Source organism: Pantoea sp. GCM10028869 (genome assembly GCF_042666835.1).
GTDB classification, from domain to species: Bacteria; Pseudomonadota; Gammaproteobacteria; order Enterobacterales; family Enterobacteriaceae; genus Pantoea; species Pantoea leporis.
In genome coordinates, this window is sequence record NZ_JBHTGO010000001.1 from 75,458 (window position 1) to 101,974 (window position 26,517).

The window sequence follows — 26,517 nt, forward strand, 5'->3', positions numbered from 1 at the left end:
CTGTAGAGCAATGTCCTGCGTGCATCTGGTGTCACGCTGACCGCTTATACTCAGTGGGGATTTAGCAAAGCGCATGCCATTCGTGCAACCCACTGAAAGCAATAAAGTTGATATTGATGGTGCCGGGCTTTTGCTTCATTCACTGATCCGTGATGAGGCGGAACAGCGCGTTTTGCACCGCCATTGTGCAGACCGGATGTGGCAGATTCCCTAACGTATTGATTTTAAGCGGCGCAGCGTGCTGGCACAGCCTTTGCTTGGCTGAAACTGAGTAGAAGCTGTCAACCGTGGTTTCACCCGGTGGGTCATTGCTCGATCGCCTGCGGCATTCAGCAGGCGCGGGGATGACTGCCACGCTGCGGGCGGGTCATCCGTTATCGCTCAATAACGAGGTACACCAATGGAAAAGACCACTTATGACATGCATGAACTGGCGAAAGAATCGCGTATGGGCGCGCGCGGCGTAGAAGCTGCACGTGATGTGCGCATCATCGATCTCTCCGATTTCGACCAACGTAAAGCGGAAATAGCCGATCAGCTGTGGCAAGCCGCCACCGAGATTGGTTTTTTCCAGGTTTCCGGCCACGGTATTCCGCTCGACGACATCAATGCGGCTTTTGCTAACGCAGAGCGCTTTTTCTCGCTGCCGCAAAGTGACAAAGCGCGTCATCCACTTAGCCGCAATGCCGGCTGGGAATACCGCGCGCAAATCCGTCCATCTACTGGCAAACCGGACCAAAAAGAGTCGTATCAGGTGACGCGTCCGCGCATGGCAGGCTTGTGGCCGGATGAGGCCACCTTGCCGGGTTTTCAGCATGATGTACTGAAGTTCGAGCGTCAGTGCTGGGAAGTCGGCATGCGCTTGCTCTCCTGTTTTGCCCTGAAGCTGGGATTCCCCGACGATTTCTTTGCCAAAGCGCATGAGCCTTCGCGCGAAACCTACCAAAGCACGCTGCGGATGCTGCACTACTTTGCCATCAGCGGCGAGCCAGATGGTCCATGGCGCGCCGGGGCGCACACCGATTTCGATTGTCTGACCTTGCTGTTCCAGCGTGATGGGCAGGGCGGTTTGCAGGTGTGTCCGGGCAAAGAGATGGAAGAGCAAATCTGGACGCCGATCCCGCCGCTGGAAGGCTTAATTACCTGTAATATCGGCGATATGTTGATGCGCTGGAGTGATGACAAGTTACCGTCGAACTTCCATCGCGTCAGCAATCCGCTGCCGGGTGAATCGGTGCCGGCACGCTACAGCCTGGCGTTTTTCTGCCAGGCGAATGAAGATGTGATTATTGAAGGACCGGAGAAAAAATACCCGCCTATTTCCGCGAAGGATTATCTGGCGCAGCGTATTAGCGCCAATTTCTCCGGCAAGTATTAAACTTACAGCTGTAAGCCGAAATTGTTGTCGTTCTGTGCAGGAGCGCAAATATTCTCCTGCACAGAAAAAGCCCAGCGTGGAAAATAGATTTTTAACTCAAATACAAGATGTTACCGCTGCGTAAACTTAGGTAAAATCAACCGACAAATAAAAGATTTCACTGCACGCCTATTTATTTCTGCAACTTTTTTACGGTATAAATCTCAGACCACTGTCTCCCTCAGCGAAATCACCAACACATGATCAATTCTGCCGCCAGCAAAGTTATCGCCTGCCTGTTTGTTTTCACTCTGGCAGGTTGTTCTTCGAAGTCTTCGCATGCGCCTGCTGAGGAAAGCGTTGATACCTCGGCAGACAACGGCAAACAGCCCGATTTAATCCCGGTGATTGCCGCGCTGCACGATCAAATGCATTCGTGGGAAGGGACCAAATATCAGTGGGGCGGCACACAATTAACCGGCGTCGATTGCTCGGGATTTGTCTGGCGCACGCTGAAAGATCGTTTCAATATTCCGATGGATCGCGTCACCACCAAAGAGTTAATTGCCATGGGCAAACCGGTGGATCAGGCGCATTTGCAACCCGGTGATTTAGTGTTCTTCCGCATTAAGCGTGAGCTGCACGTCGGGTTTTATGACACCGATCATCAGTTCCTGCACGCATCGGTGAGTCAGGGCGTGATGCGCTCTTCGCTAAATAATCCGTACTGGAAATCGGTTTATTTAGAGGCGCGCCGCTTGCCGAAAGAACAGAATTCGCAGATTAGTTTCAATTATAAAAACAAGGTTTGATGAGAGGCGCGCATAAATGCGCACCTTTAGCCTTTATTTAAAATTGATACGAAACGCTCATCGAAACACTGCGCGGTGCGCCATAAACGTAGCTGTTCATGTAGCTGTAATATTCGCGATCAAACAGATTATCGACGTTCGCCTGCACCGCCACCTGCTTAGTCACCTGATAGCGCGCAAACAGCGAAACCAGCGGAATGCTGCCCTGATAAACACGCACGCTATCGCCGCTGGCATTGGTGGCATCTTCAAACACGCGGTTCTGCCAGTTGATGCCGCCGCCAACCGTGAGATCCGGCAACATCGGCAGCTGATAACGGGTAAACAGCTTAAAGGAAGTTTGCGGCTGATAGCTGTTGAAACGTCCCTCTTTATCCCGCGCCACGTAGCGTGTGGCACCGAACGTCAGCTGCAGATTATCCGTTAGCGCGCCATTCAGCTCAAACTCCGCACCTTTACTGACCGCACCTTTGGCGGGCGCATAAGCCTGTTCGTTGCCGCTCAGATAGACGCCATTAATCGCCTGACCGACGTTGTCCTGCTCAATACGGAATACCGCCACCGTCGCGGTTAATCGACCATCATACCAGGCGGACTTCAGACCGGTTTCATAGCTTTTGCCGGTTACCGGCGACAGGTATTTACCGTTGATGTCGCGATCGGTTTGCGGCAGGAAGATCGAGGTATAGCTGCCGTACGCCGACCAGGTATCGTTGATGTCGTACACCAAACCAGCGTACGGCGTGGTGTTATTGTTCGTCATATCACCGCTGCTGCCGTTGGTGCTCCACTGCGTGTAACGCGCACCAATAATCAGCGATAGCGGATCGGCCAGCGAGAAGCGCGCGGCGGTATAAGCCGATTTCTGGCGAATGGTATCGTCGGCATTCTGATACCAACCTTGCCACTGCGGCTCGGCAATGTTGCCGTTCCAACTGTTATTGAAAATGCCCATATCGTTTGAGGCGATGTTGTAGTTTTCCAGATCGGTAACGCCATCCTGGCTGTAAGTGGCGTTGTGCTGGCGGCTGTAGCTCACGCCCGCCATTAACTGATGCTGACGACCTAACAGCTCAAACGGACCGCTGGCGTAGCCGTCGAACGAATCCATCTGACGTTTACCGCGATCCATGCTGCCGAAGCCGGTGGTGCCTTCGCCGCTGTCCTGATCGGCGCTGCCCATCACATATAGCAGCTTATCGTTGAAGGTGTTCTCGGCGTGCGTGCCGTTGACGTGGATGTTCCAGCCGTTATCGAAGTTATGATCGATGTCGGCGAATATTTTGCGCGAATTGGTGTTGTAGCGCGCCCAGTTGGCGGCGGAGTTGAGGCTGCGATCGTAATGCGTGGTGGCGTTGTTGCTGTAGAACATCGGCAAGCCGCCCCACGTTGGATTGCCGGTGTTAGCATCTTCGTAGTCGTAGCCCAGCGAGAGCGTGGTGTGCTCAGTGATGTCGGCATCAATCACGCCGTAGAGGAATTTTTTGGTTTTGTGGTAACGATCGAGCCAGCTGTCTTCATCGCTGTAACCGGTTACCACGCGGCCGCGCAGGCTGCCATCCTGGTTTAGCGGTGCAGAGAGATCCGCAACATAACGCTGTTTGTTCCAGCTACCGTAGCTGGCGCTGACCGCACCGGTAAAGGTTTTGCTGTCGGCGTGTTTACGTACCATGTTGATCGATGCTGACGGGTTGCCCGCACCGGTCATCAATCCGGTGGCGCCGCGTACGATCTCAATACGATCGTAAATGGCGGTATCAGAAGCGGCATCACCGTAGTTCCAGTTGTCATTAACTGACGTTGGGATGCCGTCGAACGAGAAGTTGGTGACTTTAAAGCCGCGCGAATAGTATTCCGAGCGCTCGCTGTCGATCAGATTGGTCGAGATGCCGGTGGCGTTGGTCAGCACATCGTTCACCGATTGCAGGTTCTGATCCTGCATGCGCTGTTGCGTTACCACGCTCATCGACTGCGGTACATCGCGTGGCGTCAGCAACAGCTTAGTGCCCGCTCGCGTGGTTTTTACCGCGTAATCCTGCTTTTCATTGTTATCGCTCTCGCCGCTTGCAGATGCATCGACCACCAAATCCTGCGGCGAATCGCTAGCTGCCTGCGCCGGGCTTGGCGTAAGCAGGGCATGAATCGTCACCGCCAGCAGTGAGACGTTAAAGGTTTTCCTGATGCCAGACATAAAATTTCCTGTTGAAACGCGTGTTATAGGAAGCTGTTTTGCTTCGTTTTTTATCGTTTACGTCGTAACTCATTCGCCCAAATGGGCAGAAGAGCAGGCACGCAAACCGCTACTGCGTATTTATTGAGAAAGCCAATGATAATCATTTGCTTTAAAGAATCTGTGGAAGGTTGCAACTGTAATTGTAATAATGTGTAAGTGAGTTATGAATCAATGGCTTACGGGTTAAAATAACCTGTTAATTGCTCACGTTTTCCTATTTTTTCAGGCGATATTTGGACGTTTTTAGTAAAGAAAGGTGTGCGGCATGCTGGAATCGATCTACGGCAACGTAAGGAAGATCGTCGAGAAAGTTGCTAAGTTCATGCTAATGCGTATGATTCTCATTCTTCTTGAGTTTTCCGTATGCGTACGCGCGTAACGGAGCCGTTCATCCATTGATGGAGTTGAGCATGAAATCATTATTTAGCCCGCGCAAAGCCGCCGTAGCGGCAGCGATCGTCGCTGCATTCAGCCTGACCGCTTGCCAGGCTCCGGCGAAAAAAGCCGAAGCGCCAGCCGCCGTTGCCAAGCCAGTTGATACTTCTTTTACCCAGCGCACGCTGGGCGATGGCCTGTATGAAATGGCGTATTCGCCTGCTGCGAAAGCGTTATACGTTGCCAGCGCGCAGAGCTTTAAAGACGTTAACGGTGGTGTAATTTATCGTCTCGACCCAACCACACTGGAAACCAAAGGCGTTACGCATACCGATTTGAAAAACTTTGGTACGGCAATCGATGAAGCGGGCAACGTGTTCTACACCACCAACTCGCTGGATGGCGCTATCTCTAAAGTGGATGCGCAGAGCGGCAAAGTGCTGGAACGTTTAGTCTTCCCAGGTAAGAAAGATAAAGAAGGTTATCCGGCGGGCGCGCGTGAAGTGCTGTGGCACGGCAACGAACTGTATGTCGGTCGCGTAGCCGATCCGGGTTACATCTCGGTGGTTGATGAGAAAACCTTCAAGCTGAAAGCCACCATCAAGAATGCAGGCAAATGGGTAACCGGCATCATCTATTCCCCGCTGACTGAGCGCATTTACGCGACCAACGGCGCGGGCGAAATTCTGGTGATCAATCCACGCACCCACAAAATTGAGAAGCGCTGGACCGCCGGCGACGGTAAAGAGTATCTGTTCCTGAACATGGCGGAAGATCCGGCTACCGGCCGCCTGTTCGTAACCGATGATTCGAAAGGCAAAGCCACGCTGGTGTTTGATGAGCGCACTGGGAAAGTAATCAAGCGTATTGAAGGTGATGCGCTGGCGATTAAATTCAACGCTAAGCGTAATGAGATCTACATCAGCCAGCGCGAATCGAAGAAAGTACTGCAGCTGGATGCCACCACTTACGCGGTGAAAAACAGCTGGTCGTTTGATAACAATCCAAACAGCCTGCTGATTGGCCCGGACAACAACACGCTGTATGTCACGTTGAAAGCGGAGTTCAACAAAGACTCCTCAACCAAAGGCCAGGATCAGATTGCGCGCATCGCGCTGAAATAATCCCCGACCTGTAGCGATAATCCATGCCCTCGTAAGAGGGCATTTTTGTTTCTGATGTCTTTGCCGCAGCAGGCCTAACCGCCGGTTGTGAAGTGTGGTATTCCGTGTGCGGTGGACTGTTTCCGCGCACCGCTAAAGCGCTTATGGATGTGGCAAAAGTTAAAAAGGTCATCACCGAGCTCGAGCTGGCATAGTGATAATGAGTTGATTAACTGTGATCGCACTAATAGTTAATCTGATAATAGTTTCAATGGTTATTATTGTTTCTATCGAAGGCGCACAGCTTTCAAATCAAACAACCAAAGGAATACGACCATGAAAACTATCAAAACTCTGACTATCGCCGCTGCCGCCGCTCTTTCACTGATGTCTGCTGCCAGCTTCGCACAGACCGTTTCAGCAACCTCGCTGACTCTGGATGGTGCTGAAGCGAAAATCGCTGCGCAGGCAAAACAGAATGGTGAGCAGTACAAAATTTTAGAAGCGAGCAACGGCAACGTCGTACACATGACCGCAGAACTTTACAAATAACGGATGGTTGCATACGGATGTGCCAGAACAGGTCGCCTACGGGCGGCCTTTTTTGTCGATATAACGCAGCAACTGTATAGTTACGTAAGTTATCGTGATCGCACTAATGGTTAATTTTGAAACGATAACATAAGTTATTATTATTCCCATCGAAGGCACACAGCCTTCTCGTTAAACCACTAAGGATTATGACCATGAAAACTATCAAAACACTGTCTATCGCCGCTGTTGCTGCTCTTTCAATGATGTCTGCTGCTAGCTTTGCACAGAGTATATCTGTTGAGTCTTCTACTCTGGATGGTGCAGAAGCGAAAATCGCAGCGCAGGCGCAAGAGCAGGGCGCTCAGTATAAAATTACTGAAGCCAACACTAACAACCGCGTACACATGACTGCCGAGTTATACAAATAAGTTAATTGCACAAGCAGTTGTGTTAAGGCCGCCTTCAGGCGGCTTTGTTGTATCTGAATGTCCGTAAATGGCCTGCGCATGTCCCGCCGCACGCCCGGGCTGTGTGTATCATCAACGCAGTTCTCCCCCACACGGATATCGCATGAAAACCTACATCAGCAAAAACTTCTCTCCCGCAAAAGCCTGGGATGCGTTAGACATCGCCAACTTCGCCGGCACCAGCGTGCGTCTGCACTGGACCAATCAACCTTACAAGTGGCACATCAATGATGGCGAAGAAGTGTTTGCGGTGCTGGATGGTGCGGTAGAGATGCACTACCGCGAAGCGGGCGAGGTGAAGAGAGTGCTGCTGAATAGCGGCGACATTTTTTATGCCAGCATCGGCACCGAGCATGTGGCGCACCCGCAAGGCGAAGCGCGCGTATTAGTAATCGAAAAAGAAGATTCGGTCTAACGCCTGATACTGACTCACCCAAACACGCTAACGCATCAAGTGTGTTAGCGTGTTTGAGATGCACAATCGTGCGAAAAATAACCGCATGCGCGCATCGGGCGCTGTGTGGCGCGAGACGAGTTTTATCCACAGGATAACGTCGACTCTACGCACGGGGATTGTGGATAACCTTTTGCGAGGTGCCCAAAATGGACACCTCAAGAATTAACTAATAGCATTCACAAAGCGGCGCGTTATCTGCTGTGGACGCGTTATCGCGCCGCCCACCACCACCGCATGTGCGCCCAGCGCCAGACAGTGCGCCGCCATTTCCGGCGTTTCAACATTCCCTTCGGCAATCACCGGCACCTTTACCGCAGCCAATACGTCGCGCAGGAAGCGGCAATCATCGGCGGCCAAATAGCAGCCTTGCGTCTCGGCGGTGTAACCGTGCAGCGTGGTGCCGACACAATCGAAACCTAATTGCGACGCCTGACGCGCTTCTTCCACCGTGGCGATGTCGGCCATCAGCAGCAGTTGCGGATAGCGCTGGCGAATCGCCGCCACCAATGCCGACAGTTGCAAATCGCCGGGACGCGTGTGCAGCGTGGCATCCAGCGCAATCATCGCCGGATTCGCCACCATCAACTCATCCACTTCCCGCAACGTCGCGGTGATATACACATCGCTGCCGGGATAGTCGCGCTTAATAATGGCGATAATCGGCAAATCCACGGTTTGCATAATCTGCTGCACGTCGATCAGGCTGTTGGCGCGAATCGCCGCCGCTCCGCCTTCCATCGCCGCTAACGCCATGCGCGACATAATAAACGGGCTGTGTAACGGCTCATCTTCCAGAGCCTGACACGAGACCACCAGTTTTCCCTGAATCTGGGCCAGCATCGGTGCTTTCATAGCGCGAGTATCTCCTCTACTTCATTTTTGATAATGGTGACGTGCGGGCCGTAAATCACCTGCACGCCTTTGCCACGTTGGATCACGGCGCGTGCGCCGGTAGCTTTCAATGCGTTTTCATCGAGTTTGCTGCTGTCGATGAGCGTGATGCGCAGACGGGTGGCGCAGCAATCCAGTTCGGCGATGTTCTGCTTGCCGCCTAAAGCCGCGATCACCTGCAGTGGACGTTCTCCGGCGGTCATCGGCACAGTTTCAACGCTGACGTCTTCGCGCCCCGGCGTTTTGAAATTGAAGCGGGTGATCAGCAAGCGGAAAGTAAAGTAATAGAGCAGGAACCACGGCACGCCAACCAGCGGGACATACCACCAATGGGTTTTCGCTTCGCCCTGCAATACGCCGAACAGAATGAAATCAATCAGGCCGCCCGAGAAGGTTTGGCCGATGGTGATGTGCAGGATGTGGGCGATCATAAACGCCAGCCCATCAAACAGCGCGTGGATGACATACAGCACCGGCGCGACAAACAGGAACGAGAACTCAATCGGTTCGGTGATACCGGTAAGGAAAGAAGTCAGCGCCGCCGACAGCAGCAATCCGGCCACGCGTTGACGGTTTTCCGGCTTAGCGGTGTGGTACATCGCCAGACACGCGCCGATCAGGCCAAACATCATGGTGATGAAGCGCCCGGACATAAAGCGCGCGGTGCCAATGTAGAATTGTTGCGTGTGGGGATCGGCAAGCTGGGCGAAGAAGATGCGCTGCGTGCCTTCCACCAGATGTCCGTTGATCACTTCGCTGCCGCCGAGTGCGGTGGTCCAGAACGGCAAATAGAAGATGTGATGCAGGCCGAACGGGCCGAGCATGCGCAGTACGAAGCCGTAAATAAAGGTGCCGAAATAACCGGTGGCATCCACCAATCCGCCCATACCAAAAATCAGCTTCTGGAAAGGCGGCCAGACGATGGTCATCGCCGCACCCACCAGAATGGCGACGAAGGAGCTGATAATCGGCACGAAGCGCGAGCCACCAAAGAAGCCAAGGAACTGCGGCAGGGCGATTTTGTTGTAGCGATTATGCAGCATGGCCGTCACCAGCCCGATCACCACGCCACCAAATACGCCGGTTTCCAGCGTCTGAATGCCGAGCGCCATGCCTTGTCCCACCGCGCTAAGGTTGCCCTGCGCCAGCACGCCGGTCAGCGTCAGCAGCGCATTGATGGTGGCGTTCATTACCAGATAAGCCAGCAGCGAGGCCAATCCGGCGGTGCCTTTGTCGCTTTTGGCCAATCCTACCGCTACGCCAACCGCAAACAGCACCGCGAGGTTGGCGAACACCACCGATCCGGCGCTCGCCATGATGGTGAACACGCCTTGCAGCCAAGCGACATCGAGGAATGGATAGGCTTTGACGGTGTTGGGATTGGAGAGTGCACCGCCAATGCCCAGCAGCAAACCGGCCGCCGGTAGCACGGCGATCGGTAACATGAACGACTTACCAAACCGCTGGGCTTTTTCAAACCAACCCCCTGAAGAGGCACCGCTGAACAGTGATGACATAAATTTTTATCCCTGAAGTGATTTTGTGGTAAAAATTATTATCACAATCTCATTCATAAGATGAAAATTTCCATCATTATTGTGATAGCTTTCACTTATGCCCTAATCTGCTGCACACTGTGCGCCATAATGTCGTGAAGAAGAGGCCGCCATGACGGACAACGAAAACATCTTGCTGCACCTGCGCCAGGGCTTGCCGGGCTACAGTCCGACGCTGCAAAAGCTGGGCGATTTCATCCTCACCGACCCGCAGAAAGTGCTGTATCTCACCATCACTGAATTAGCGCGCGAGACCGACACCAGCGAAGCAAGCGTGACGCGGCTGTGTCGTCATCTCGGCTGCAAAGGCTATACCGAATTCAAAATGGCGCTGGCGCTGGATGTGCAACACAATCAGCCCGCCGCCGTCGCTAGCGGTGACAGCATCGACATGCTGGTGGAGGAAACGGTGCAGGCGCTGCGCGATACCGGGAAATTCATTAACCGCGAAGTGCTTCAGAGCGCGGTGGAAGCGCTGCATCAGGCTAAAACTATCCAGATCTACGGCGTGGCGGCCAGCGCGATTACCGGTGAGTATTTGCACTATCGCCTGTTGCGCTTAGGTAAATCGGCGCAGCTGTTTGGTGATATGCATCGCGCGGCGATGAATGCCTCGACGCTCAGAGAGGGCGATTTGGTGATCGCCATCTCCGCTTCCGGCTCGACCAAAGATGTAATGCACGTAGTGAAGGTGGCGAAGAAGCAAAACGCGCGCGTGCTGATGCTGAGTAACACGCTGCGCAGCCCGATGGGCAGCTTAGCCGATATGCTGCTGGTGGCTGCGCGGCCGGAAGGCCCGTTCAACGCTGGTGCGCTGAGCGGTAAAGTGGGCGCGATGATGCTGGTGGAAGTGTTGATAAATGAGTTGATGACGTATGATGCCCGTTATCAGTCGGCCAGCCAGCAGACGGCAACGGCGACCTTGCCGATGTTGATGTAAAACGGCAAATCCTTAGCGGCGCAATTTATTGCGTGTTTTTACACGTGTAAAAGGGTCAAAAGAGCGCGATAAATCGCGCCGCTACGGAACAGTGATAATAGGTTAAAGCGGTATTTCAGTTATTCGCTTGCCAATGCCGCCACCGGATCCATGCGCGCGGCTTTGCGCGCGGGCAGGTAACCAAAAATCATGCCGATAATGGTGGAGCAGGCAAAGGCCGCGCCTGCTGATTGCCATGAGAAGATCGCGGTAATCATGCCGCCCGCCAGCAGGCTGATAATCGGTCCAATCACCAGCGCCAGCGCGACGCCGAGCGATCCGCCCACCAGACAGACTAAAACTGCTTCGATCATAAACTGCTGCATGATGTCGCCGCGCCGTGCGCCCACCGCCATGCGCACGCCGATTTCATGGGTACGTTCCGTTACCGACACCAGCATGATATTCATCACGCCGATGCTGCCAATCATCAGCGCAATCGAGGCGACCAGCAGAATCAACAGCGTTAATGTCGCGGCGGCATCTTCAATCGCTTTGCGGTATTTGTCGCGGTTGAACACCAGGAAATCTTTGGTGCCGTGACGCGCGGTTAGCAGTTGCGTCAGCGATTCCACCGCCGGGCCGCTCACCACATCATCCTTCAGCTTAATGCTGATGCTGGTTAGCGCGGTTTGCCCGCTGATGCGATACATCACGGTGCTCCATGGCAGCCACACGCTGAGGCGATTAGGCGACATGCCATCGTTATCATCCGCCACGCCAATCACGCGCACCGGCACCGAACCCAGCACGATCATCTTGCCAATTGGGCTTTCCCCGTGTTCGCCAAACAGTTTGTTGCGCGTGTTGGTATCGATAATGATCTCCTGACGCGCGTGGCGTTCATCGCTGAAGTTGCTGCCTTCCAGCAATTTAATGCCCTGAATCTGGAAATACGCTTTGCCGACGCCGTACACCGAGGTTTTGGACGCATTAGAGAGATAGCGAATCGGCTGATTGGCGATCATCTCCGGGCTGACCGCCGCGACAAACTGCTGACGCCCAATCACGTCGACATCGGCCATCACCAGCGTCAGCACCGGATGCGCTTCATCCTCGACAAAATCACCACCGGCATAGATCGACACCACATTGGTGCCGAGCCCGGAAATACTCTCCAGCGTTTTTTGCCGCGCGCCCTGGCCGAGCGCCACCACCGTGACCACCGCTGCGATGCCAAAAATAATCCCGGTCATGGTCAGCGCGGTGCGCAGCCGATGCGCGTTCATGGCATTCAGCGCCATGCGCAATGATTCGCGAAAGCGATCGAGCAAGCCGCGCAGCTTGCTCTGGCTTTTAGGCGCGGCGGGGACATATTGCGCGCGGGTTGCATCCTGTTTGCGGCCGCTGTCGGCAAAAATCTCGCCGTCCTGAATCTCAATAATGCGATCGGCGTGCTGCGCCACTTTCATGTCGTGCGTGACGATGATCACCGTGTGACCTTCGCGATTGAGATCGTGTAGGATGCGCAGCACCTCTTCGCCGGAATGCGAATCCAGCGCGCCGGTCGGTTCATCGGCAAGAATAATTTCGGCACCGTTAATCAGCGCGCGCGCGATACTGACGCGCTGCTGCTGGCCGCCGGATAGCTCGCCCGGTTTGTGATGTTCGCGGCCCTGTAAACCTAAACGTGCCAGCAGATCCGCCGCGCGCTGCAGCCGTGCTTTGCCCTGCAGATTGGCGTAGATCGATGGAATCTCGACGTTGCTCAAGGCGCTGAGATCCGGCATCAGATGATAACGTTGGAAGATAAAGCCGATATGCTCGCGGCGGACTTTCGCCAGCGCATCCGGCGACAGCGTGGCGATGTTTTGGCCACTAATGAAATAGTCGCCGCTATCCGGCGCATCCAGGCAGCCAAGAATATTCAGCAGCGTCGATTTACCCGAACCGGACGGCCCGATAATCGCCACCAGCTCGCCGCTAGCGATACTCAGGTTAATGTTTTTCAGCACATGCAGAGATTGCGAACCGTTAACATAGCTGCGCTGGATGTTTTTCAGTTCGATGATATTCACATCAACACCTCGTCAGTGCCCGCCGTCTGCGTAGCAAGGATCACTTTCTCGCCGACTTTTAAACCGCTCAGCACCTGAATATCAACGCTGTCAGTGATGCCAGTGGTGATGATGCGTTTCACCGGCTGGTTATCCTGATCGGGGATTTCCACGTAGGTTTTGCCATCCGCGTCTTTCTTCGTCGCCTGCACCGGCACCAGCAAAGCGTCTTTGGCGAAATCACGCAGCAGGTTGACCTGCGCCGTCATGGAGATGCGCAGCGCGTTGTCGGGGTTTGGCACATCCAGCAGCGCGTTGTAATAGACTGCGGCGTTGGTGCTGCTGGCTGGCGTGCTTTCGCTGTTGCCCATCAGCGCGTCATCTTTCATCACCGATTCCGGCGCCAGTTCGAGGCTGCGCAGCGTGGCGTTGTAGCGCTTGTCTGGATTGGAGAAGGTGGTGAACCACGCTTGCTGGCCTGGCTGCACGTTGTTGATGTCGGCTTCGGAGATTTGCACTTTAATCGTCATGGTGTCGAGCTGCGCCAGCTTGGCGATGGTCGGCGCGGTTTGTACCGCGTTCACCGTTTGACCTTGCTTAGTGACGATGGCGATGACCGTGCCGTCCATTGGCGCCATGATGCGGGTATAACCGAGATCGAGCTGCTTCTTATCCACCTCAATCTGCGCCTGAATCACGCGCGCTTTTTGCGCGGTTAGCTCGGCGCGTGCACTGCGCCACTCTTGTTCGGCGGTATCAAAATCCTGACGCGAGATCGCATTGGTTTTAATCATTTGCTGCAAGCGCTGATATTGCGCTTGCTGTCGCACCAGCGCGGCTTCGCGGGTTTCCAGATCGGCCTGCGCCACGCTCAGCGCCGCCTGCGCGTTACGCAAATCGCTGCGCTGCGGTTGATCGTCAATTTCGGCGATTAGCTGGCCTTTGCTGACGCTATCGCCAGATTTGATATAGAGCTTTTTCACCTGACCAGAAACCTGCGCACCGACGTTGACGCGTTCAACCGCATCCATTTTGCCGGTGGCAGCAATCACGTTTTCGATATTTCCCTGACGCACTTCGGCGGTGACCACCGCGTTAGGTTTATGGCGTGAACCGGCGAAATGCCAGATCAACAGCAGGAGAATGACGGCAGCGAGCGTGGCGAATAGCCACTTTTTTGAGATATTGAGCATAAGCGTCCCTTATATGAAGTGAGAATCATAATCACTAAAGGGAACAAACTGGAGAAAATTCGCCGGATTTATCTGGGTAATGCGCGCTGGTTGAAAAATGATTAAAGTTTTCCGAATAGAAAGGGCGGCTAGGTTGTTTACAGCGTATCTGAGTCACTGTTTGGGCGTAGGGTCGCCATTTATGGCGTAATGTTTGTCAGTTAAACCACGAAACCTCTCATCACCCAGAGCACATATTGTAGCGGCGCAATTTATTGCGCGATAAATCGCGCCGCTACGGAAGGTGCGGTGATTTGATACGACGCTTAACTGAGCGGCATTACGTCATTTATGGCGACCGGTTCACTACCGATTTACAGATCGAGCTGGGTTTTCAGCTTCGCGATCTCCTCACGCCACTGCGCTTGCAACGCGGGTTTTTGATGCTTCGGCTTACGCGCCAGATCCTCATCCAGTTTGCTTTCCACCTCTAATAACGCCAGCAGCAAAGCATCTTCATCCAACGCGTTTTCCGTCGCCGCAGGTGCAACAACCTCAGACATGGCTATCACCTGTTCAGCACGCAGGCGCTCGGTCACCGCGTCAAAATCGTGCCACTGGCTGAGTTGCTGGTCCTCTATCAGCCAGAAACGATTGCAGCTGTTAGCGATTAACTGACGATCGTGCGACACCAGCAACACCGCGCCCTCGAACTGATTCAGCGCCTCCGCCAGCTCCTCTTTCCCTACCATATCCAGATGGTTAGTGGGTTCATCGAGCAGCAGCAGTGAATAGCGCGCCAGCGTCAGCCCCACAAACAGTAAACGCGAGCGCTCGCCGCCGCTCAGTGATCCAATCAGCTGCTGGTGACGCAGATACGGAAAACCCGCAGCGATCAACGCCATCTTGCGCTGCTCATCGCTGAGCGGCGCAAAATGCGCCAGCGCATCACTTAGCGTTTCCGCATCGTGCAATTGATGCAGACTTTGATCGTAATAACCGAGGCGCGCGCGGGGATGAAAAAGCGTGCTATCTGCTTGTTGAAATTCACGCCACAAATGGCGCAGCAGCGACGATTTACCGCAACCGTTGCGGCCAACGATCGCTACGCGATCGCCACTTTTCACCTGCAGCGTTGGTAGTGAAAACAGTGCAGGTGCGTCATCGGCCGGCCGAATCGACATCTGCGGCAACGCCAGCACGCGATCGGCGTCCAGCGCTTCACCTTGCAGCTGCAGCCGCCATAGCGATCCTTCGCTCAGCGTGGTTTGTGCTTCTTTCAACCAATTGGCGCGTTTCTCCATCTGCTGCGCTTTGCGCGACAAACCTTCGTTATCGTAAGTGCGGCCCCAGATCGCCAGACGTTTGGCGCTTTTCTCTACGCGTTCGATCTCTTTCTGCTCGGCCTGATAACGCTGCGTGTCAGCGTCATCCTGCTCGATCAGCGCCTGACGCGCCGCGCTGCAGGGCAGACGGAAGAATTGCAGACCGCGATCGCGCAGAATCCAGCTGCAGTTAGTCACCCGATCGAGCAGGGTGCTGTCATGGGAAACCAGCACGAAGCTGCCGCTCCAGCCGTTGAGGAAATTCTCCAGCCACAATAGCGTCGGCAAATCGAGGTGGTTGCTGGGTTCATCGAGCAGCAGCAGATCCGGTTGCAGGATCAGCGCGCGCGCCAGCAGCAGGCGCATATGCTGACCGCCACTTAGCGTTGCGGCAGTTTGCGTTTGTTGCTCAGCGGTGAAACCCAGGCTGCCCAGCAGCGCTTCGGCGCGCCAGCGATCGGCTTGTTCCGGCAAGCGCGCCATCACGCCATCCAGCAGCGACGCGTTGTGCAGTTCTGCTGGCAGATGTTGCTCGATGCGCGCCAGTAAACAGTGATTAGCCGGCGTAACGCTGCCGTGGCTGGCTTCCAGTTCACCACTGAGAATTTTCAATAAGGTGCTTTTACCTGTGCCGTTATCACCCAGCAAACCGATGCGATCGCCTTTTTTCAGGCTGAAATGGATATCGTGAAATAGCGTGCCGAAGGTGTTATCGAAACCGACAGCGTGGGCGGACAGTAAAGTGCTCATGTGCTTACTCATAAGTTGCAGGCGCAAAAAGGCCCGACGTCAGAAATCGCTGACGACAACCCGGTAAGCCGGAGGAAGGGATTAGATTTTCAGTTAACTTCGCTCAGGACGGATTATCGCAGCACGAGTGCGGAAATGCCTGAACGCGGCCAATTACTGTAGAAGTGTGAGTAAATAAACAATTCACACAGTGGCATAGTAATCCTCCTTAGTTATCAGTGGGTGAATAAGTGAGCTGATGATAGTGGTGAAAAGCGGCACTTTCCAGTGAAAAATGCCAGAAGTGTGGCGGCACTCGCTATGACGTACCGGGCAGGGCGCTGGCATCGCTAATGAGCCTGTTCGGTGAAAATCGCCTTCAGAGGTCTTCTGCAAAACTCCAGCAAAACTCTTCTGCAAAACTGGTTAAAAAATGAGCTACCTTTGAGCCTGGGGGTTCTTATTAGATGGCAGATCAAAATAAAGTGTGGGAGGACGTTTAGTGCCAGAAGCGGACGTTGCTAACTTCATGTTAAGTTGATGCGCAGGAATCTAGTCAAAAGCTAAGAAGAGGCTCATATGTCATCACAATCTATACAATTAGTGAAAGTCATAGCTGATATAGCTATCGCACTCGAATTTACCGAGGAAACTTTAATTAATCCTGATGTGGCCATTGAGATGCAAGAGAGTATTGCAGGAACTCTTCAGTCCCTTGATGAAGTTAGCCGAAAAGATATAGCGGATGTCTTTGAAAGTATCTCGGCTCTTTATAATGGAGAAGTTGCAGACTACGTCAGGTCTATACCTGCTAATTATGGCATCAAATAAGGAGATCATTAATTATTGCAAGGTCCGCAGATCGCTCATAGCGGACCTGACGCGCGCATCAACTTCGTGCCAAAATCGGACGCTGAGATATCCAAATTTATGAATCTAGTGTCATCAGAGAAAGACATATCCTCCGCCACCGCACCTCAAAATAAAACAATATAAAATGCTAAGTAATAATATAAAAGCGATCTATCAAGGCTTTATCTTAGAATACCTCCACTGATACTTGAATTATCATTAAAATAATCTTGACATTAACTTTCGCCACAAGGGTGTTTTTTTAGTGTCGGTTAATGTATTAGCCCAAGATGGATTTTTTAGATCACTTGGTAATAAATATTTCCGATCATCATCATCTACAACGACTGCACCTAATTTTTTTGCTATCTGTAACATCTTAGAATAAAGGGCTTCTTCGGGTTGCTTGCTATAAATTCGACCATCATCCCAATCAAGCCAGGATTCATCATGTGCCTGATGGTTACTCCATCTAGTAAAATAATCACCATTACTTTTATTTATTGATAATTCTTCATCATTATCAATAAGGTGAAGCCATTCTTCACTTGTAATTGGATTACTTGCGCTATCAAACCAATTTTCTGTTCTTACGATATGAAGTTCCCAGCCCATTAACATCTCCTTTTGTTGATGAACAATCCATAAGAAATGTTCAAACGAAAGTCTGAAGTTTAACCCCTAAACAACCCGAAATCATGCAACTTTAATGAGCTGGTATATTTACAGGCTAAAAAGTTGCCCATAAAAAGCGACAGTGTCCTTCTTCCCACTGGTAAACTCGTTGTGATTTTAGTCATTCTGCACCAGTGTTGAGAACTGCTGCTGACTTTCGCCCTCGCTAATGGCGGGCTTTCGCTGAATTATGCGCAACTGCATTGAATCAAAAGATCAGCTTCTTCCATTCACTGCTTCGCTCATCGTTATATTTGTCTGTCATTGCCTGATTTGAGTGCCCCAGAAGTGTTTGCGTATCGATGCCCTGAGCTCTGTAAAGCCGCTCAGACAGAGAGCGCTGCTCATGGAAAGAGGGGGCCTGGCCTTCCTCCCACATTAATCCTGATGCTTCTCTTGCCAGCCGAAAATTATCTCGCAAAGAGTGCGGTTTAACCTGTTCGCCTCTTTTAGAGGGGCCTTTGTCGTCGCGATGATGAAGCAGGTAGGGGCTCAGAATTCTGTCACGACATTGTCCGATGATTTCGCGCAAGCTGATACCCAGCGCATTACAGTGTAATGAAAGTGGCAGTGCTATGCGTGCGCCTGTTTTCTGCTGAACGATGTGCAGATGATCATCCCACACATCGGAAAACCGCATTTTCGAAATGTCACTGATGCGCTGCCCTGAAACTACAGCAAGCAACATGGCGCGTTGCATATACCGGGGTTTTTCGGCATGGGCATAAATCTTTTTCCACGTAGGTAAATCAAGTCTGGCTCTCATAACTTTTGCCCTGGGTGTACGGGTCGTTAACGCTGGGTTAAAGCCCGGGCTGACTTCACCTGCGCGTTGCGCCTCCTTAAAGAAATCAATACAAATCGTTCTTACAAGAAGCGCCATACTGTTTTTATTTCGTTCGAGGTAAGGCTCCATCAAGGCGTTGATGTCTTTCACTGTGACTTGATCAAGAGGCTTCATACCGATTTCTGGCACCAGAATGTCGAGCACCAGTTTCTTCTGCTGAATCGTCTTCGTTTTTAACTCGCCTGACTTAACGCGTCGTGTCTGCAACTGAAGATATTTTTCTGACCAGCCTGAAGTCGTTATTGACGTGTTCAGGCTTTCCGCCAGTTTATTCCTCGCTTTGATGAGATGACGCATCTGATTCTCAGATAATCTGGAGTTAGCTTCAATTGCGACGGCTTTTGCTTCCGCTTCATCGGTGCCTAAACCATGAAATTTACCTGTGACAGGATGCTTATATCGCCAGTAAACGCGTTTTGTTCTGGCATCAGTAAAACAGGACAGATTAGGGATGATGACATTATATTTACGTGGCCTGGCCATCCTCTAATATCCTTTTCAATCTCACGTTATCACTTTGCCTGATTTCAGGACTGGACTGTACACCGATGAATCGCGCAGAGCGTTCAACGCGCCAGATATTTCCAACTTTTACCGGAGGCGGAAATATCATTCCATTCCTGGCATATTTGCTGAGTGTAGCGGAGCCCGGAATCGGATTGCCGAATTCCTCTTCCGCCCAGGTAGATAACTTAATCATGCGAGACATTATATTCTCCGGTTAAAAATTCAATCGGTTACCACGAAGTGGAAGAGTCATTTCTTTAAAGTATCTATCAGGAAAAATATTCCGAAAAATGATGTCTGGTTTTAAGCGTTCATAAATGAAAATTCGCACGCAAGGCGCGATAATAAGTATCGATGTTAATTGACTACCCGGATGTCAGTGCTTCTTTCTCGGCTTTAGTGGCGAGGCGGGAGTAGCCCATACGACTGCGAATCAGTATCGGCTCCTTTTTCTTCCATTTTGCTACATCACGCTCCCGATATTTTCGGGGTGCATTCCCATTAACCGAAGCGATAACGTGTTCCTCATGTACCTCTTTCACGCTGACTCGCCAAACAGAGAGTGTGCTGATGGTTGTATTACCCATCTTATGCCGATACAGCTGGTAGGCCGTATCACCAGGTTTCAGGGAACTAATTTTCATTTGCTCTCCTGTGCTTAATTGCTCGAAGTTCCTTCTCATGATCGCTGCGGCATTCTGGGGCACAATAATGACCCTTGTCGATTGGCTCATCACACCAGAGGCATTTACCAGTGAACGGTGCCGTGACACGCGGCCGGTAAGCCAGCGCTAATTCAATCATCTGAAGTTCAAGCTCTGATGCTGCATCTATCGGATCTGGATGTGTCATTTCGATTTCCTGTAGGCAATAAAAAACCGCCTCATTGGGCGGTTTTTGCGGTTTTACTGGCTTCATACTTTCTTCGTATTTCAATCATCCTGATGTAAAAGTCATACAACTCTTTGCGCATGCTGTTTTTCATGTCATCAGGTAGCGGCTCTTGCAATTTCATCCATTCATCAAGTTCAGGTTTGCACTTTACGTAGGCATCATCCACAACTTTCTTAGCGGGTATGGTTGAATTAATGAAGGGAATTGTATGGTCATTCAAACAACGCGTTTCTGGCGTTCCGAATGCTTTGTCGTCCGCTGCCGCAGACATAGAGAGAAATGCTCCCGTAAATAAAATCCATTTCACAGCTTATTTTTCATCCTTCATATTTACCGGGTCCGATCCCCGTGGAAATTTCATCGACCCCTGTCGGTAAAACTTTAGCCTTCACTCATGAAAGCTAACCATTCTGCCCAGCAGTTTTCTGGGTCGATATCCCTGTAGCCACGACTCTCTGACATACTCAAAGCCGCTTCAGCGTCCACGGAAATCGAGGTGGCGTTATCCCTGATACCTAATACTTCCAATTCAGTTAGAGGCGAGCCTTTCTCATCCGCTTTAGATAGCAGCAAGGCAATAAGCGAAGGCACAAAGACGATCGTCATTTATCCGCATCCTTCTGATAAAACGGGTCACTGTCACGCGGAAACTGTAGCGCGACATTCCTGTAAGGCTGCAGGCGCTCTTTGAAGTACTCTCACAAATTTACAGGTTGCTGCATTTCTGCTTCATGTGGAACGACGGGCATGTTCATGCGCTCTTTATATGCAACGCCAGACGCGGCTAAATCAACGTTGATACGATCGCGTTCTTCTCTGCTGCGTGTTGCCAGGTTTTGAGACATGCAGTTGTCCTCCTCACTTGATTATACCGCGCTATCCTTAAAAAGGAGGTGCCTATGTGTGGTCGATTTGCGCAGTACAGCAGCAGAGATGAATACTTTGAATCGCTCGGCCTGAAGGCTGACGAAATCCAGTATGACCCGGAACCGATAGGGCGGTTTAACGTCGCTCCTGGCACGAAGGTGCTGTTGCTTAATGAACGTGACGAAGAGCTGCATCTCGATCCGATCTACTGGGGCTACGGGCCAGAGTGGTGGGATAAACAACCGCTCATCAATGCACGCGGCGAAACCGCAGCTACCGGCCGTATGTTTAAACCACTCTGGAATAACGGCCGGGCCATTGTGCCGGCTGACGGCTGGTACGAATGGAAAAAGGACGGCAGCAATAAGCAGCCATATTTCATCTACCACAAGAAGAAAACGCCGCTGTTTTTCGCTGCCATCGGTAAAGCGCCATATAGCAAAGATCACGATAAAGAGGGCTTCGTCATCGTCACGTCACCCAGCAACAGGGGCATGGTCGACATTCACGATCGGCGCCCGCTAGTGCTTACTACTGATGCTGTTCGTGAATGGCTCAGTCAAGAAACTACACCCGAGCGCGCGCAGGAGATTGCTGCCGATGCCGCAGTGCCGGAGAAGGATTTTTCCTGGCATCCGGTTAGCAAAAAAGTTGGCAATATCCATAATCAGGGAGATGAGCTGTTGGAAGAGATCGATGATCCCGTGGCATGATTGTGCGAATTATTAAAGCAGCATACAGCCTGTATTTAGAATCGAGCTCTGACGAATTTTGTCGAGCATCTCTCTGACTTGAGCCTGTTACTACCAACCAAAAGATATGCCTGCCGCGACGCCAATGCTTTTATTGCTGTCATAACTCATATATGCGCTGCTCCTGATTTGTTCACTCAGTCTGAATTGTGATCCGAATGATACTGCCCCCTGGCCACCATAAGAACCCGCCCCGAAACCAAAACTAAAACGTTTGCCCTCAACGAAAGGTATGGTCGACATTGACATAGCGGAACTTATACCAGCCATTGCTTTGTGATGGTAGTTACCGATGCGTTTATCCATAGCAGAAAATTTATGTTCGGTCTTAGTTTCTAACCGTTGTTGATTGAAGTCGAGTTGATTAATTTTCGTCGTATTTTCAGATATCAGGCTTTTTACACCCGATATTTTTCTGTTATTTTTGATAATGTCGGCTGTGTTAACGAGAATTCCCTTCTGGTTTTCTTTTGTTTTCATTTCATTAATGATTGTGTTTCTTTCGTTATTGTCGATCATCTCTTGATGTTTTTCAATATTTTCCTTATTAGTGTCAATGGTATTTGTGTTTTTCTTAATTTTTTCTTTGTATTCGTCGATTTGTTGCTTGTTGAAGTTTATTTTTACGTCCTGATCATTAACTTTCAATTCCAGAGAGTTAATCTTAATGCCATCAGTGAAAATTTGGTCACGGTTGTGTTCGATATCCTCTTTCATACTTCTGGCATCTGTCTTGTGTTTGCCGGGATGGAAAATTTTCACATCGGCGTGTGCTGTTGAAAAAATAAATATAGTTGTTGTTAAAATCAGCAATGATTTTTTTAGTTTCATAATGATTTTCTTCTGTTATTTAGGAGCGAGGAAAATAGTGGGTTAAAAATTCGCGATGTTTTTCGCTATCAGATTTCTGGCTGAACGGCTAATAATAAATTGTGTGATGGTGAATTGATTTGTTGTGGTGGTTTACTGAGAATTAATCATGGGGCTCGATTACAGCGTCGACGTTTTTTAGTAGGATTCAAAACATGGTTGTCAATTTTGGGATTTTTATTTTCACTCCCTTATATTTTTCAAGCCAAAGGCCTCATTACAGGATGAGGCCTTTGGCTTGAAAATGTCTCCGGGAAATGTGTTCCTGAAGGTTGCTGATTTATGTCTCCGTTTACCAGCCAATCGATATCCCGGCGGCAATGCCCAGATTCCTGTTACTGTCATAACTCAGATAGGTGCTGCTTCTCATAATCTCGGTCATTTGGAATTGAGAACCAATAGCCAGTGAACCCTGGCCACCATAAGAGCCAGATCCCACTCCAACGCTGACATCCTTGCCATTAACAAAAGGTATGGCATTCATTGCCATTGCAGCACTGATGCCAGCCATAGCCTTTTTATGATTTTTTGCGACAGTTTTATCAATTTTCTTAAATCTGTTGTTTGTCAGTTGCCTGAACTCATCAATCTCGCCAGTCAACTGATTAAGTGAATTTAAATTGTTTTGAGTTTCTCTATGAACTTCTTCAATTTTAACTTTGTTGTTCAATAACCCTTTCTTGTTGTTTAGGATTTCTTTTTTGTTTTGTTCGTTAGAGGCCTTGTTTTTGAATGTGTCATCTTTGATCGATTTTATATCTGAGCTATTTTTATTAATATCTTCCTTGTTCCCCTTGATATCTTTCTTTATAACAGGGAGTTGTTCATTGTGATTAAGTACATCTGAATGGGTCTTAATGATGGTTTTCTGTAAGCCTATAAACTGCTTTTTGAGGTCGGCGAGATCTTCAAAGCAACTGTCAGCAATGCAAAAGCTTGCGTAAGAAGGTGCAGGTAAATTTATAAAGGTAATAAGCGAGGTGATGAATATTCGGTTTTTCATTTTTATCTCTTTAGCGAGTTAATGCGTTAATCCATGGTTCTTATATGGAGATCATGAATAGAGGGGGCTAAATGTGAATGTTAAAAATCAGGTTAAAAGTAATGCCTTGGTTAATCAATCCTCTTTTTCCGATAGCGGTGTGAGCAGAAGGTGCCGGAACACCCCTTTACACATATCTACTCTGGCAGTTGCAAATAAAGGACTGATATAGTCGTTTCCATCACCGTGCATGTCGAGATGTTCTATCACAGCCTGATGCGTTGTAAAAAGAAAATCCTCTTCATTCCTTACGTGCCTGACCATCCAGGCATCGGGAGATGATGTTAAAGATAGCTTCGCAAGAACATATACAATTTGTTCTCCAGGTGGAGATGACGCATGACTGAGATGGTCATCAATATAACGAAGGAATTTTTTATTCATTTTTATTGCCTCAAAAATATTGTTACTCCACTGATTGTATTTCCAGTCAGAAATTTAAATATTTTTAGATATTATTAATCTTGTGCTTAATGTTGGGTGCGATGAACTTAACATTGATTTCATTATGGATGAAGTCAGAAAAGTGAATAAATTCTGAAGCTGTATTTTTTCCTGGTGTTGGCGAAATTAAATATAAAATTATTTTTGAGACCATCCATTACGTAAAACACTCTGGCAAAACTGGCTACGATGTTCTGACCATTCTGCATTAACTTGTCTCATGGCCAGTTTCATTGCCTTTAACCAGAGCTTCCCTGCTTTTTCATAGTGTCCAAAGTTCTCCGCAATCGCTGCTGCTTCAGCGGTATTATAATAACGGAGGTTACGTAAATTACCTTTCATGGGCTTACCTTGTCTCCTGGCCACACTTTTAAAGAATCATGATTTCTGACTTGTTCCGGCTTCATCCATTTCAGCTTTCCTCACCAGAAAGACATCGGTCGCTTTCTCAAGTACTGCTGGTGTAGAAGCCAGCACTCTGGAGGCATAGGCGTAGCATTTGGCCAGCGCGCTGACGGTTTTGGCGTTCATCGCAGCCTCACAGAAATCCGCCAGCAGCTTATCGGGCGTCCGTTGCTGAACATCCTGATCGTTGTCGAAAACTTTCGCTTTCCCGGCGGAACGCTGTGCTGATTTTTGCTCAGGCGCTGTCACTACGGAATGCTGTGTATCTGGGATAGGCGGTGGCGCTGTTGCTGGCGTATCCGATGCGCTTTGGTCAACATCTGATGCTTGATCTTCAGCATCACTGTGTTCAGTTAACGCCTCGGCTTGCTGCCTGGACTGATTGATCAGTGCGTTCAAGTCGGTCAAAGTGGATTTAGCGGGAGTAATATCTCGCTCAACGGTTGGAGCAGTGTCAATTTCATCGGGTGTATAAACGCCCAGAATGACATCGGGACAATGCAGTCGCGCCCACCGTTTGACGGCGAGATAAGCCAGTTGTTGTTTGGGGTCACTTGCCCACAGTGTGGAGTTGCGCACCTGCGCCTGTGATAAAAGGATTTCCAGCTCGCGTGGCTGTTCCTCATTCTTCATCGTTGCCCAGACACGAACGCCACAACCGGATTCATCGTCCAGTGTCCATCCGGGAGCCGTGTACTTATTTCCTTTTGATGACGTTTTTTCAGTAAATTTGCCGATGACCTTTTCCCACGGACCAAACCAGGCATACTGTATCCGATCGCGTGTAGGGGCCATTGTCGAGATGACGGCGTTAACCAGCTGAGCTTCATAACCCAGCACGCCGTTAACCATGAAGGTTTTCTGGGCCACAGCAAACGGGTTCATGCGCCACTGCACCGCCTGCATTGTGACGGCGAGGCAGTCTGAAGCTTTCCCGGCGAGGTGCGCAGGTACAGTCACCCGGCTGCCGGCCATAATCTCGGCGAAACGCACAAGCTTATCCAGTGCATCCGGGCTGAAAATGGTGGCTGCCGTGCTGGTGTTATCTGACGTGGGGTCCACTGGTTTATTCTGCATCACTGATACTCCTGTCTGCGTGCCCACACCGGGCGCTGGATTGTCTCAATGCCGCCCCAGTAATCATTGAGGCGGCAGTGGTGGAAGGTGTCGAGATTATGGCGAAAGAGTTTCAAACCTGTCTGAAAGTCATCTTCATGCAGTTCGAATACCCGAACGGGGTAGCGGCCACAATCGATGGTTTCGCTCACGGCAATAAAGACAAACTGTGGATTTTCCCGGAAGCAACGGTAGAAACCCTCGCAGTACATCGCGGCCTGTACGTGATACCGGAACTCTTCGATGTGACGGGAAAAACGAGACATGTCGGCGACCTTCTTTACATCAAGGATGACAGCGCGGTTGGCCAGATATTTGTCGGGACGGATTCGACATAGCTCATCGGTTTCACTGTCTCGCCAGTAGATTGAAGATTCGCAATACCCTGCGTCTTTCAAAAAGTAACTGGCTGCGGGGTGAGCCATTGCACTGTCTCGCATCAGCAGGAGCTTTCGTCCCTGTTCAGCATCCAGCACGGTCATATTCATCCTGCTGGCATCGTCCAGGAATGTCTGCTCTTCCGCCTTGCCCTGATTTGTGCGGCGGTTGAAAGCGGGGGCCACGATATAGCGCTTATCAAATTCACCGGGTTCCAGCAGCATGCAATGCAGGGCGCTACCCATATCCAGTGCGGCTGTTTTTTCAGGATCGACAGGGGCATCCTTACGCCATTTGTAGATGGCAGGGTTCAGCGCCACATCATCAAGCTGCGACTTACTGACCCCCGGGCCTGCGTGGTAGTCCTCATTACTGATGTTGTGATACACGCCGGGTTTTACTGGCATGGCTCCTCCCATTTCAGTAATACCTGCAGGTCATAGTTTTCATTAGCCTGGTGGTAAGCAAGGTTAAGAATGAAGTCCCGATACTCTTCATTCGCTTTACCGCCGAAACAGCATTTGCTGGCGAGTGGATGAAGCAGGGAAGCCCTGAATTCATCAAGCGTGTCAGGAAAGAAGGTCAGAAGGCGTGCGGCTTCGTCGTCTATCCACTGCTCTTTTCGAATAGCATCCTGTTCTTCCGCATCGAGCTGTTCTTTTCTGCGCTCGAGCTCAATGAATGGCATCATGATTTGCCCTCCAGAAGAATGATTTTGGTCAGTCTGTCAGTCAGAACCAGCAGTAGCGGTTTGGGAGGACGACGGCTAAAGCTGGCACTGCTCAGAATGTTCTTTCGGCTGAACTCGACAGAATGGATGGGGTGAAAAGGACGTGCGCAGGCGGCATCGCCCCAGATGTTTTTGTTCATCATGGTGAGGT

The 26,517-nt window shown here is 50.7% G+C and carries 30 protein-coding genes and 2 pseudogenes; 10 read left to right on the plus strand and 22 right to left on the minus strand.

Features of this window, described 5'->3' with window-relative positions:
• Window positions 1–400: 400 nt before the first annotated feature.
• The gene (locus ACFQW4_RS00345; protein WP_271460494.1) at window positions 401–1,378 is read left to right on the plus strand and encodes an isopenicillin N synthase family oxygenase; all 978 of its coding nucleotides are present in this window, start codon (window positions 401–403) and stop codon (window positions 1,376–1,378) included.
• 239 nt (window positions 1,379–1,617) lie between these two features.
• Window positions 1,618–2,169: a C40 family peptidase gene (locus ACFQW4_RS00350; RefSeq protein ID WP_101761687.1), complete on the plus strand. Its 552-nt coding sequence runs from the start codon at window positions 1,618–1,620 to the stop codon at window positions 2,167–2,169.
• Between the two features lie 37 nt (window positions 2,170–2,206).
• Here the strand turns inward: ACFQW4_RS00350 and fhuE are convergent, their stop codons facing one another.
• Window positions 2,207–4,360: a ferric-rhodotorulic acid/ferric-coprogen receptor FhuE gene (fhuE, locus tag ACFQW4_RS00355; RefSeq protein WP_377723054.1), complete on the minus strand. Its 2,154-nt coding sequence runs from the start codon at window positions 4,358–4,360 to the stop codon at window positions 2,207–2,209.
• A gap of 452 nt (window positions 4,361–4,812) precedes the next feature.
• On the opposite strand from fhuE, the gene ACFQW4_RS00360 reads away from it, so the two are divergent.
• The 5 genes and pseudogenes from ACFQW4_RS00360 (at window position 4,813) to ACFQW4_RS00380 (ending at window position 7,296) form a co-directional block, all read left to right on the plus strand.
• Complete coding sequence (locus tag ACFQW4_RS00360; RefSeq protein ID WP_377723056.1) at window positions 4,813–5,901, plus strand: YncE family protein; 1,089 nt, start codon at window positions 4,813–4,815, stop codon at window positions 5,899–5,901.
• Window positions 5,902–5,954: 53 nt separating this feature from the next.
• Window positions 5,955–6,062 (plus strand): annotated as a pseudogene (locus ACFQW4_RS00365) (dihydrodipicolinate synthase family protein); the annotation flags it as partial.
• 154 nt (window positions 6,063–6,216) lie between these two features.
• The gene (locus ACFQW4_RS00370) at window positions 6,217–6,432 is read left to right on the plus strand and encodes a YdgH/BhsA/McbA-like domain containing protein (RefSeq protein WP_007890154.1); all 216 of its coding nucleotides are present in this window, start codon (window positions 6,217–6,219) and stop codon (window positions 6,430–6,432) included.
• 194 nt (window positions 6,433–6,626) lie between these two features.
• On the plus strand, window positions 6,627–6,842 hold the full coding sequence (locus ACFQW4_RS00375; protein WP_110866788.1) for a YdgH/BhsA/McbA-like domain containing protein: 216 nt from the start codon (window positions 6,627–6,629) through the stop codon (window positions 6,840–6,842).
• A gap of 142 nt (window positions 6,843–6,984) precedes the next feature.
• The gene (locus ACFQW4_RS00380) at window positions 6,985–7,296 is read left to right on the plus strand and encodes a cupin domain-containing protein (protein ID WP_377723058.1); all 312 of its coding nucleotides are present in this window, start codon (window positions 6,985–6,987) and stop codon (window positions 7,294–7,296) included.
• Window positions 7,297–7,500: 204 nt separating this feature from the next.
• Here the strand turns inward: ACFQW4_RS00380 and ACFQW4_RS00385 are convergent, their stop codons facing one another.
• Complete coding sequence (locus ACFQW4_RS00385) at window positions 7,501–8,190, minus strand: N-acetylmannosamine-6-phosphate 2-epimerase (RefSeq protein WP_377723059.1); 690 nt, start codon at window positions 8,188–8,190, stop codon at window positions 7,501–7,503.
• On the minus strand, window positions 8,187–9,746 hold the full coding sequence (locus ACFQW4_RS00390) for a PTS transporter subunit EIIC (RefSeq protein ID WP_377723061.1): 1,560 nt from the start codon (window positions 9,744–9,746) through the stop codon (window positions 8,187–8,189). Before ACFQW4_RS00390 ends, ACFQW4_RS00385 begins: the two co-directional genes overlap by 4 nt.
• A 151-nt stretch (window positions 9,747–9,897) precedes the next feature.
• Here ACFQW4_RS00390 and ACFQW4_RS00395 point away from each other — a divergent pair, with 151 nt between their 5' ends.
• Complete coding sequence (locus ACFQW4_RS00395; RefSeq protein ID WP_377723062.1) at window positions 9,898–10,725, plus strand: MurR/RpiR family transcriptional regulator; 828 nt, start codon at window positions 9,898–9,900, stop codon at window positions 10,723–10,725.
• Between the two features lie 119 nt (window positions 10,726–10,844).
• Here the strand turns inward: ACFQW4_RS00395 and ACFQW4_RS00400 are convergent, their stop codons facing one another.
• From ACFQW4_RS00400 to ACFQW4_RS00410, 3 genes are all read right to left on the minus strand, one after another.
• A complete protein-coding gene (locus tag ACFQW4_RS00400) occupies window positions 10,845–12,782 on the minus strand; it encodes a MacB family efflux pump subunit (RefSeq protein ID WP_377723064.1) in 1,938 nt (645 codons plus the stop codon).
• Window positions 12,779–13,954 carry an efflux RND transporter periplasmic adaptor subunit gene (locus ACFQW4_RS00405; protein ID WP_377723066.1) on the minus strand — a complete coding sequence of 392 codons (1,176 nt, stop codon included), beginning with the start codon at window positions 13,952–13,954 and terminating at the stop codon, window positions 12,779–12,781. Before ACFQW4_RS00405 ends, ACFQW4_RS00400 begins: the two co-directional genes overlap by 4 nt.
• A gap of 353 nt (window positions 13,955–14,307) precedes the next feature.
• Window positions 14,308–16,008, minus strand: coding sequence for an ABC-F family ATP-binding cassette domain-containing protein (locus ACFQW4_RS00410; protein ID WP_377723068.1), 1,701 nt, complete (start codon window positions 16,006–16,008; stop codon window positions 14,308–14,310).
• 558 nt (window positions 16,009–16,566) lie between these two features.
• On the opposite strand from ACFQW4_RS00410, the gene ACFQW4_RS00415 reads away from it, so the two are divergent.
• A complete protein-coding gene (locus ACFQW4_RS00415) occupies window positions 16,567–16,818 on the plus strand; it encodes a hypothetical protein (protein WP_350262206.1) in 252 nt (83 codons plus the stop codon).
• 240 nt (window positions 16,819–17,058) lie between these two features.
• On the opposite strand, the gene ACFQW4_RS00420 is transcribed toward ACFQW4_RS00415, so the two are convergent.
• The 8 genes and pseudogenes from ACFQW4_RS00420 to ACFQW4_RS00455 form a co-directional block, all read right to left on the minus strand.
• Window positions 17,059–17,454 carry a hypothetical protein gene (locus ACFQW4_RS00420; protein ID WP_377723070.1) on the minus strand — a complete coding sequence of 132 codons (396 nt, stop codon included), beginning with the start codon at window positions 17,452–17,454 and terminating at the stop codon, window positions 17,059–17,061.
• Between the two features lie 268 nt (window positions 17,455–17,722).
• A complete protein-coding gene (locus tag ACFQW4_RS00425; RefSeq protein ID WP_377723072.1) occupies window positions 17,723–18,844 on the minus strand; it encodes a phage integrase Arm DNA-binding domain-containing protein in 1,122 nt (373 codons plus the stop codon).
• Window positions 18,828–19,070, minus strand: a complete 243-nt coding sequence (locus ACFQW4_RS00430; protein WP_377723074.1) for an excisionase — start codon at window positions 19,068–19,070, stop codon at window positions 18,828–18,830. The genes ACFQW4_RS00425 and ACFQW4_RS00430 overlap by 17 nt, the downstream gene beginning before the upstream one ends.
• 163 nt (window positions 19,071–19,233) lie before the next feature.
• Window positions 19,234–19,512, minus strand: a complete 279-nt coding sequence (locus ACFQW4_RS00435) for a hypothetical protein (RefSeq protein WP_377723076.1) — start codon at window positions 19,510–19,512, stop codon at window positions 19,234–19,236.
• Entirely contained in the window at window positions 19,502–19,720 is a 219-nt protein-coding gene (locus ACFQW4_RS00440) for a hypothetical protein (RefSeq protein WP_377723078.1), read from the minus strand. The genes ACFQW4_RS00435 and ACFQW4_RS00440 overlap by 11 nt, the downstream gene beginning before the upstream one ends.
• Before the next feature lie 31 nt (window positions 19,721–19,751).
• Window positions 19,752–20,069, minus strand: coding sequence for a hypothetical protein (locus ACFQW4_RS00445; protein ID WP_377723080.1), 318 nt, complete (start codon window positions 20,067–20,069; stop codon window positions 19,752–19,754).
• A gap of 74 nt (window positions 20,070–20,143) precedes the next feature.
• Entirely contained in the window at window positions 20,144–20,368 is a 225-nt protein-coding gene (locus ACFQW4_RS00450; RefSeq protein WP_377723081.1) for a hypothetical protein, read from the minus strand.
• A pseudogene (locus tag ACFQW4_RS00455) lies at window positions 20,365–20,607 on the minus strand (DNA polymerase III subunit theta). The gene ACFQW4_RS00450 and the pseudogene ACFQW4_RS00455 overlap by 4 nt, the downstream one beginning before the upstream one ends.
• A gap of 54 nt (window positions 20,608–20,661) precedes the next feature.
• Here ACFQW4_RS00455 and ACFQW4_RS00460 point away from each other — a divergent pair.
• On the plus strand, window positions 20,662–21,342 hold the full coding sequence (locus ACFQW4_RS00460; RefSeq protein ID WP_377723084.1) for an SOS response-associated peptidase family protein: 681 nt from the start codon (window positions 20,662–20,664) through the stop codon (window positions 21,340–21,342).
• A 90-nt stretch (window positions 21,343–21,432) separates the two neighbouring features.
• Here the strand turns inward: ACFQW4_RS00460 and ACFQW4_RS00465 are convergent, their stop codons facing one another.
• From ACFQW4_RS00465 to ACFQW4_RS00500, 8 genes are all read right to left on the minus strand, one after another.
• On the minus strand, window positions 21,433–22,212 hold the full coding sequence (locus ACFQW4_RS00465; protein WP_377723086.1) for a YadA-like family protein: 780 nt from the start codon (window positions 22,210–22,212) through the stop codon (window positions 21,433–21,435).
• Window positions 22,213–22,543: 331 nt separating this feature from the next.
• Window positions 22,544–23,254, minus strand: a complete 711-nt coding sequence (locus ACFQW4_RS00470) for a YadA-like family protein (protein ID WP_377723088.1) — start codon at window positions 23,252–23,254, stop codon at window positions 22,544–22,546.
• Between the two features lie 114 nt (window positions 23,255–23,368).
• Window positions 23,369–23,677, minus strand: a complete 309-nt coding sequence (locus ACFQW4_RS00475; protein WP_377723090.1) for a hypothetical protein — start codon at window positions 23,675–23,677, stop codon at window positions 23,369–23,371.
• Window positions 23,678–23,875: 198 nt separating this feature from the next.
• Window positions 23,876–24,079: an ANR family transcriptional regulator gene (locus ACFQW4_RS00480; protein WP_154183923.1), complete on the minus strand. Its 204-nt coding sequence runs from the start codon at window positions 24,077–24,079 to the stop codon at window positions 23,876–23,878.
• Window positions 24,080–24,115: 36 nt separating this feature from the next.
• On the minus strand, window positions 24,116–25,219 hold the full coding sequence (locus ACFQW4_RS00485) for a RecT family recombinase (protein ID WP_154183921.1): 1,104 nt from the start codon (window positions 25,217–25,219) through the stop codon (window positions 24,116–24,118).
• Complete coding sequence (locus tag ACFQW4_RS00490; RefSeq protein ID WP_377723094.1) at window positions 25,219–26,043, minus strand: PD-(D/E)XK nuclease-like domain-containing protein; 825 nt, start codon at window positions 26,041–26,043, stop codon at window positions 25,219–25,221. Before ACFQW4_RS00490 ends, ACFQW4_RS00485 begins: the two co-directional genes overlap by 1 nt.
• Window positions 26,034–26,327, minus strand: coding sequence for a host nuclease inhibitor GamL (gamL, locus tag ACFQW4_RS00495; RefSeq protein WP_091003946.1), 294 nt, complete (start codon window positions 26,325–26,327; stop codon window positions 26,034–26,036). Before gamL ends, ACFQW4_RS00490 begins: the two co-directional genes overlap by 10 nt.
• Entirely contained in the window at window positions 26,324–26,509 is a 186-nt protein-coding gene (locus ACFQW4_RS00500; RefSeq protein WP_377723098.1) for a hypothetical protein, read from the minus strand. Before ACFQW4_RS00500 ends, gamL begins: the two co-directional genes overlap by 4 nt.
• Between the last annotated feature and the right edge of the window lie 8 nt (window positions 26,510–26,517).

Coding starts and splice junctions, on each gene's coding strand:
- ACFQW4_RS00345 (WP_271460494.1), top strand. CDS start 401: ATGGAAAAGACCACTTATGACATGCATGAACTGGCGAAAGAATCGCGT.
- ACFQW4_RS00350 (WP_101761687.1), top strand. CDS start 1,618: ATGATCAATTCTGCCGCCAGCAAAGTTATCGCCTGCCTGTTTGTTTTC.
- fhuE (WP_377723054.1), bottom strand. CDS start 4,360: ATGTCTGGCATCAGGAAAACCTTTAACGTCTCACTGCTGGCGGTGACG.
- ACFQW4_RS00360 (WP_377723056.1), top strand. CDS start 4,813: ATGAAATCATTATTTAGCCCGCGCAAAGCCGCCGTAGCGGCAGCGATC.
- ACFQW4_RS00370 (WP_007890154.1), top strand. CDS start 6,217: ATGAAAACTATCAAAACTCTGACTATCGCCGCTGCCGCCGCTCTTTCA.
- ACFQW4_RS00375 (WP_110866788.1), top strand. CDS start 6,627: ATGAAAACTATCAAAACACTGTCTATCGCCGCTGTTGCTGCTCTTTCA.
- ACFQW4_RS00380 (WP_377723058.1), top strand. CDS start 6,985: ATGAAAACCTACATCAGCAAAAACTTCTCTCCCGCAAAAGCCTGGGAT.
- ACFQW4_RS00385 (WP_377723059.1), bottom strand. CDS start 8,190: ATGAAAGCACCGATGCTGGCCCAGATTCAGGGAAAACTGGTGGTCTCG.
- ACFQW4_RS00390 (WP_377723061.1), bottom strand. CDS start 9,746: ATGTCATCACTGTTCAGCGGTGCCTCTTCAGGGGGTTGGTTTGAAAAA.
- ACFQW4_RS00395 (WP_377723062.1), top strand. CDS start 9,898: ATGACGGACAACGAAAACATCTTGCTGCACCTGCGCCAGGGCTTGCCG.
- ACFQW4_RS00405 (WP_377723066.1), bottom strand. CDS start 13,954: ATGCTCAATATCTCAAAAAAGTGGCTATTCGCCACGCTCGCTGCCGTC.
- ACFQW4_RS00410 (WP_377723068.1), bottom strand. CDS start 16,008: ATGAGCACTTTACTGTCCGCCCACGCTGTCGGTTTCGATAACACCTTC.
- ACFQW4_RS00415 (WP_350262206.1), top strand. CDS start 16,567: ATGTCATCACAATCTATACAATTAGTGAAAGTCATAGCTGATATAGCT.
- ACFQW4_RS00420 (WP_377723070.1), bottom strand. CDS start 17,454: ATGGGCTGGGAACTTCATATCGTAAGAACAGAAAATTGGTTTGATAGC.
- ACFQW4_RS00425 (WP_377723072.1), bottom strand. CDS start 18,844: ATGGCCAGGCCACGTAAATATAATGTCATCATCCCTAATCTGTCCTGT.
- ACFQW4_RS00430 (WP_377723074.1), bottom strand. CDS start 19,070: ATGTCTCGCATGATTAAGTTATCTACCTGGGCGGAAGAGGAATTCGGC.
- ACFQW4_RS00435 (WP_377723076.1), bottom strand. CDS start 19,512: ATGAAAATTAGTTCCCTGAAACCTGGTGATACGGCCTACCAGCTGTAT.
- ACFQW4_RS00440 (WP_377723078.1), bottom strand. CDS start 19,720: ATGACACATCCAGATCCGATAGATGCAGCATCAGAGCTTGAACTTCAG.
- ACFQW4_RS00450 (WP_377723081.1), bottom strand. CDS start 20,368: ATGACGATCGTCTTTGTGCCTTCGCTTATTGCCTTGCTGCTATCTAAA.
- ACFQW4_RS00460 (WP_377723084.1), top strand. CDS start 20,662: ATGTGTGGTCGATTTGCGCAGTACAGCAGCAGAGATGAATACTTTGAA.
- ACFQW4_RS00465 (WP_377723086.1), bottom strand. CDS start 22,212: ATGAAACTAAAAAAATCATTGCTGATTTTAACAACAACTATATTTATT.
- ACFQW4_RS00470 (WP_377723088.1), bottom strand. CDS start 23,254: ATGAAAAACCGAATATTCATCACCTCGCTTATTACCTTTATAAATTTA.
- ACFQW4_RS00475 (WP_377723090.1), bottom strand. CDS start 23,677: ATGAATAAAAAATTCCTTCGTTATATTGATGACCATCTCAGTCATGCG.
- ACFQW4_RS00480 (WP_154183923.1), bottom strand. CDS start 24,079: ATGAAAGGTAATTTACGTAACCTCCGTTATTATAATACCGCTGAAGCA.
- ACFQW4_RS00485 (WP_154183921.1), bottom strand. CDS start 25,219: ATGCAGAATAAACCAGTGGACCCCACGTCAGATAACACCAGCACGGCA.
- ACFQW4_RS00490 (WP_377723094.1), bottom strand. CDS start 26,043: ATGCCAGTAAAACCCGGCGTGTATCACAACATCAGTAATGAGGACTAC.
- gamL (WP_091003946.1), bottom strand. CDS start 26,327: ATGATGCCATTCATTGAGCTCGAGCGCAGAAAAGAACAGCTCGATGCG.
- ACFQW4_RS00500 (WP_377723098.1), bottom strand. CDS start 26,509: ATGATGAACAAAAACATCTGGGGCGATGCCGCCTGCGCACGTCCTTTT.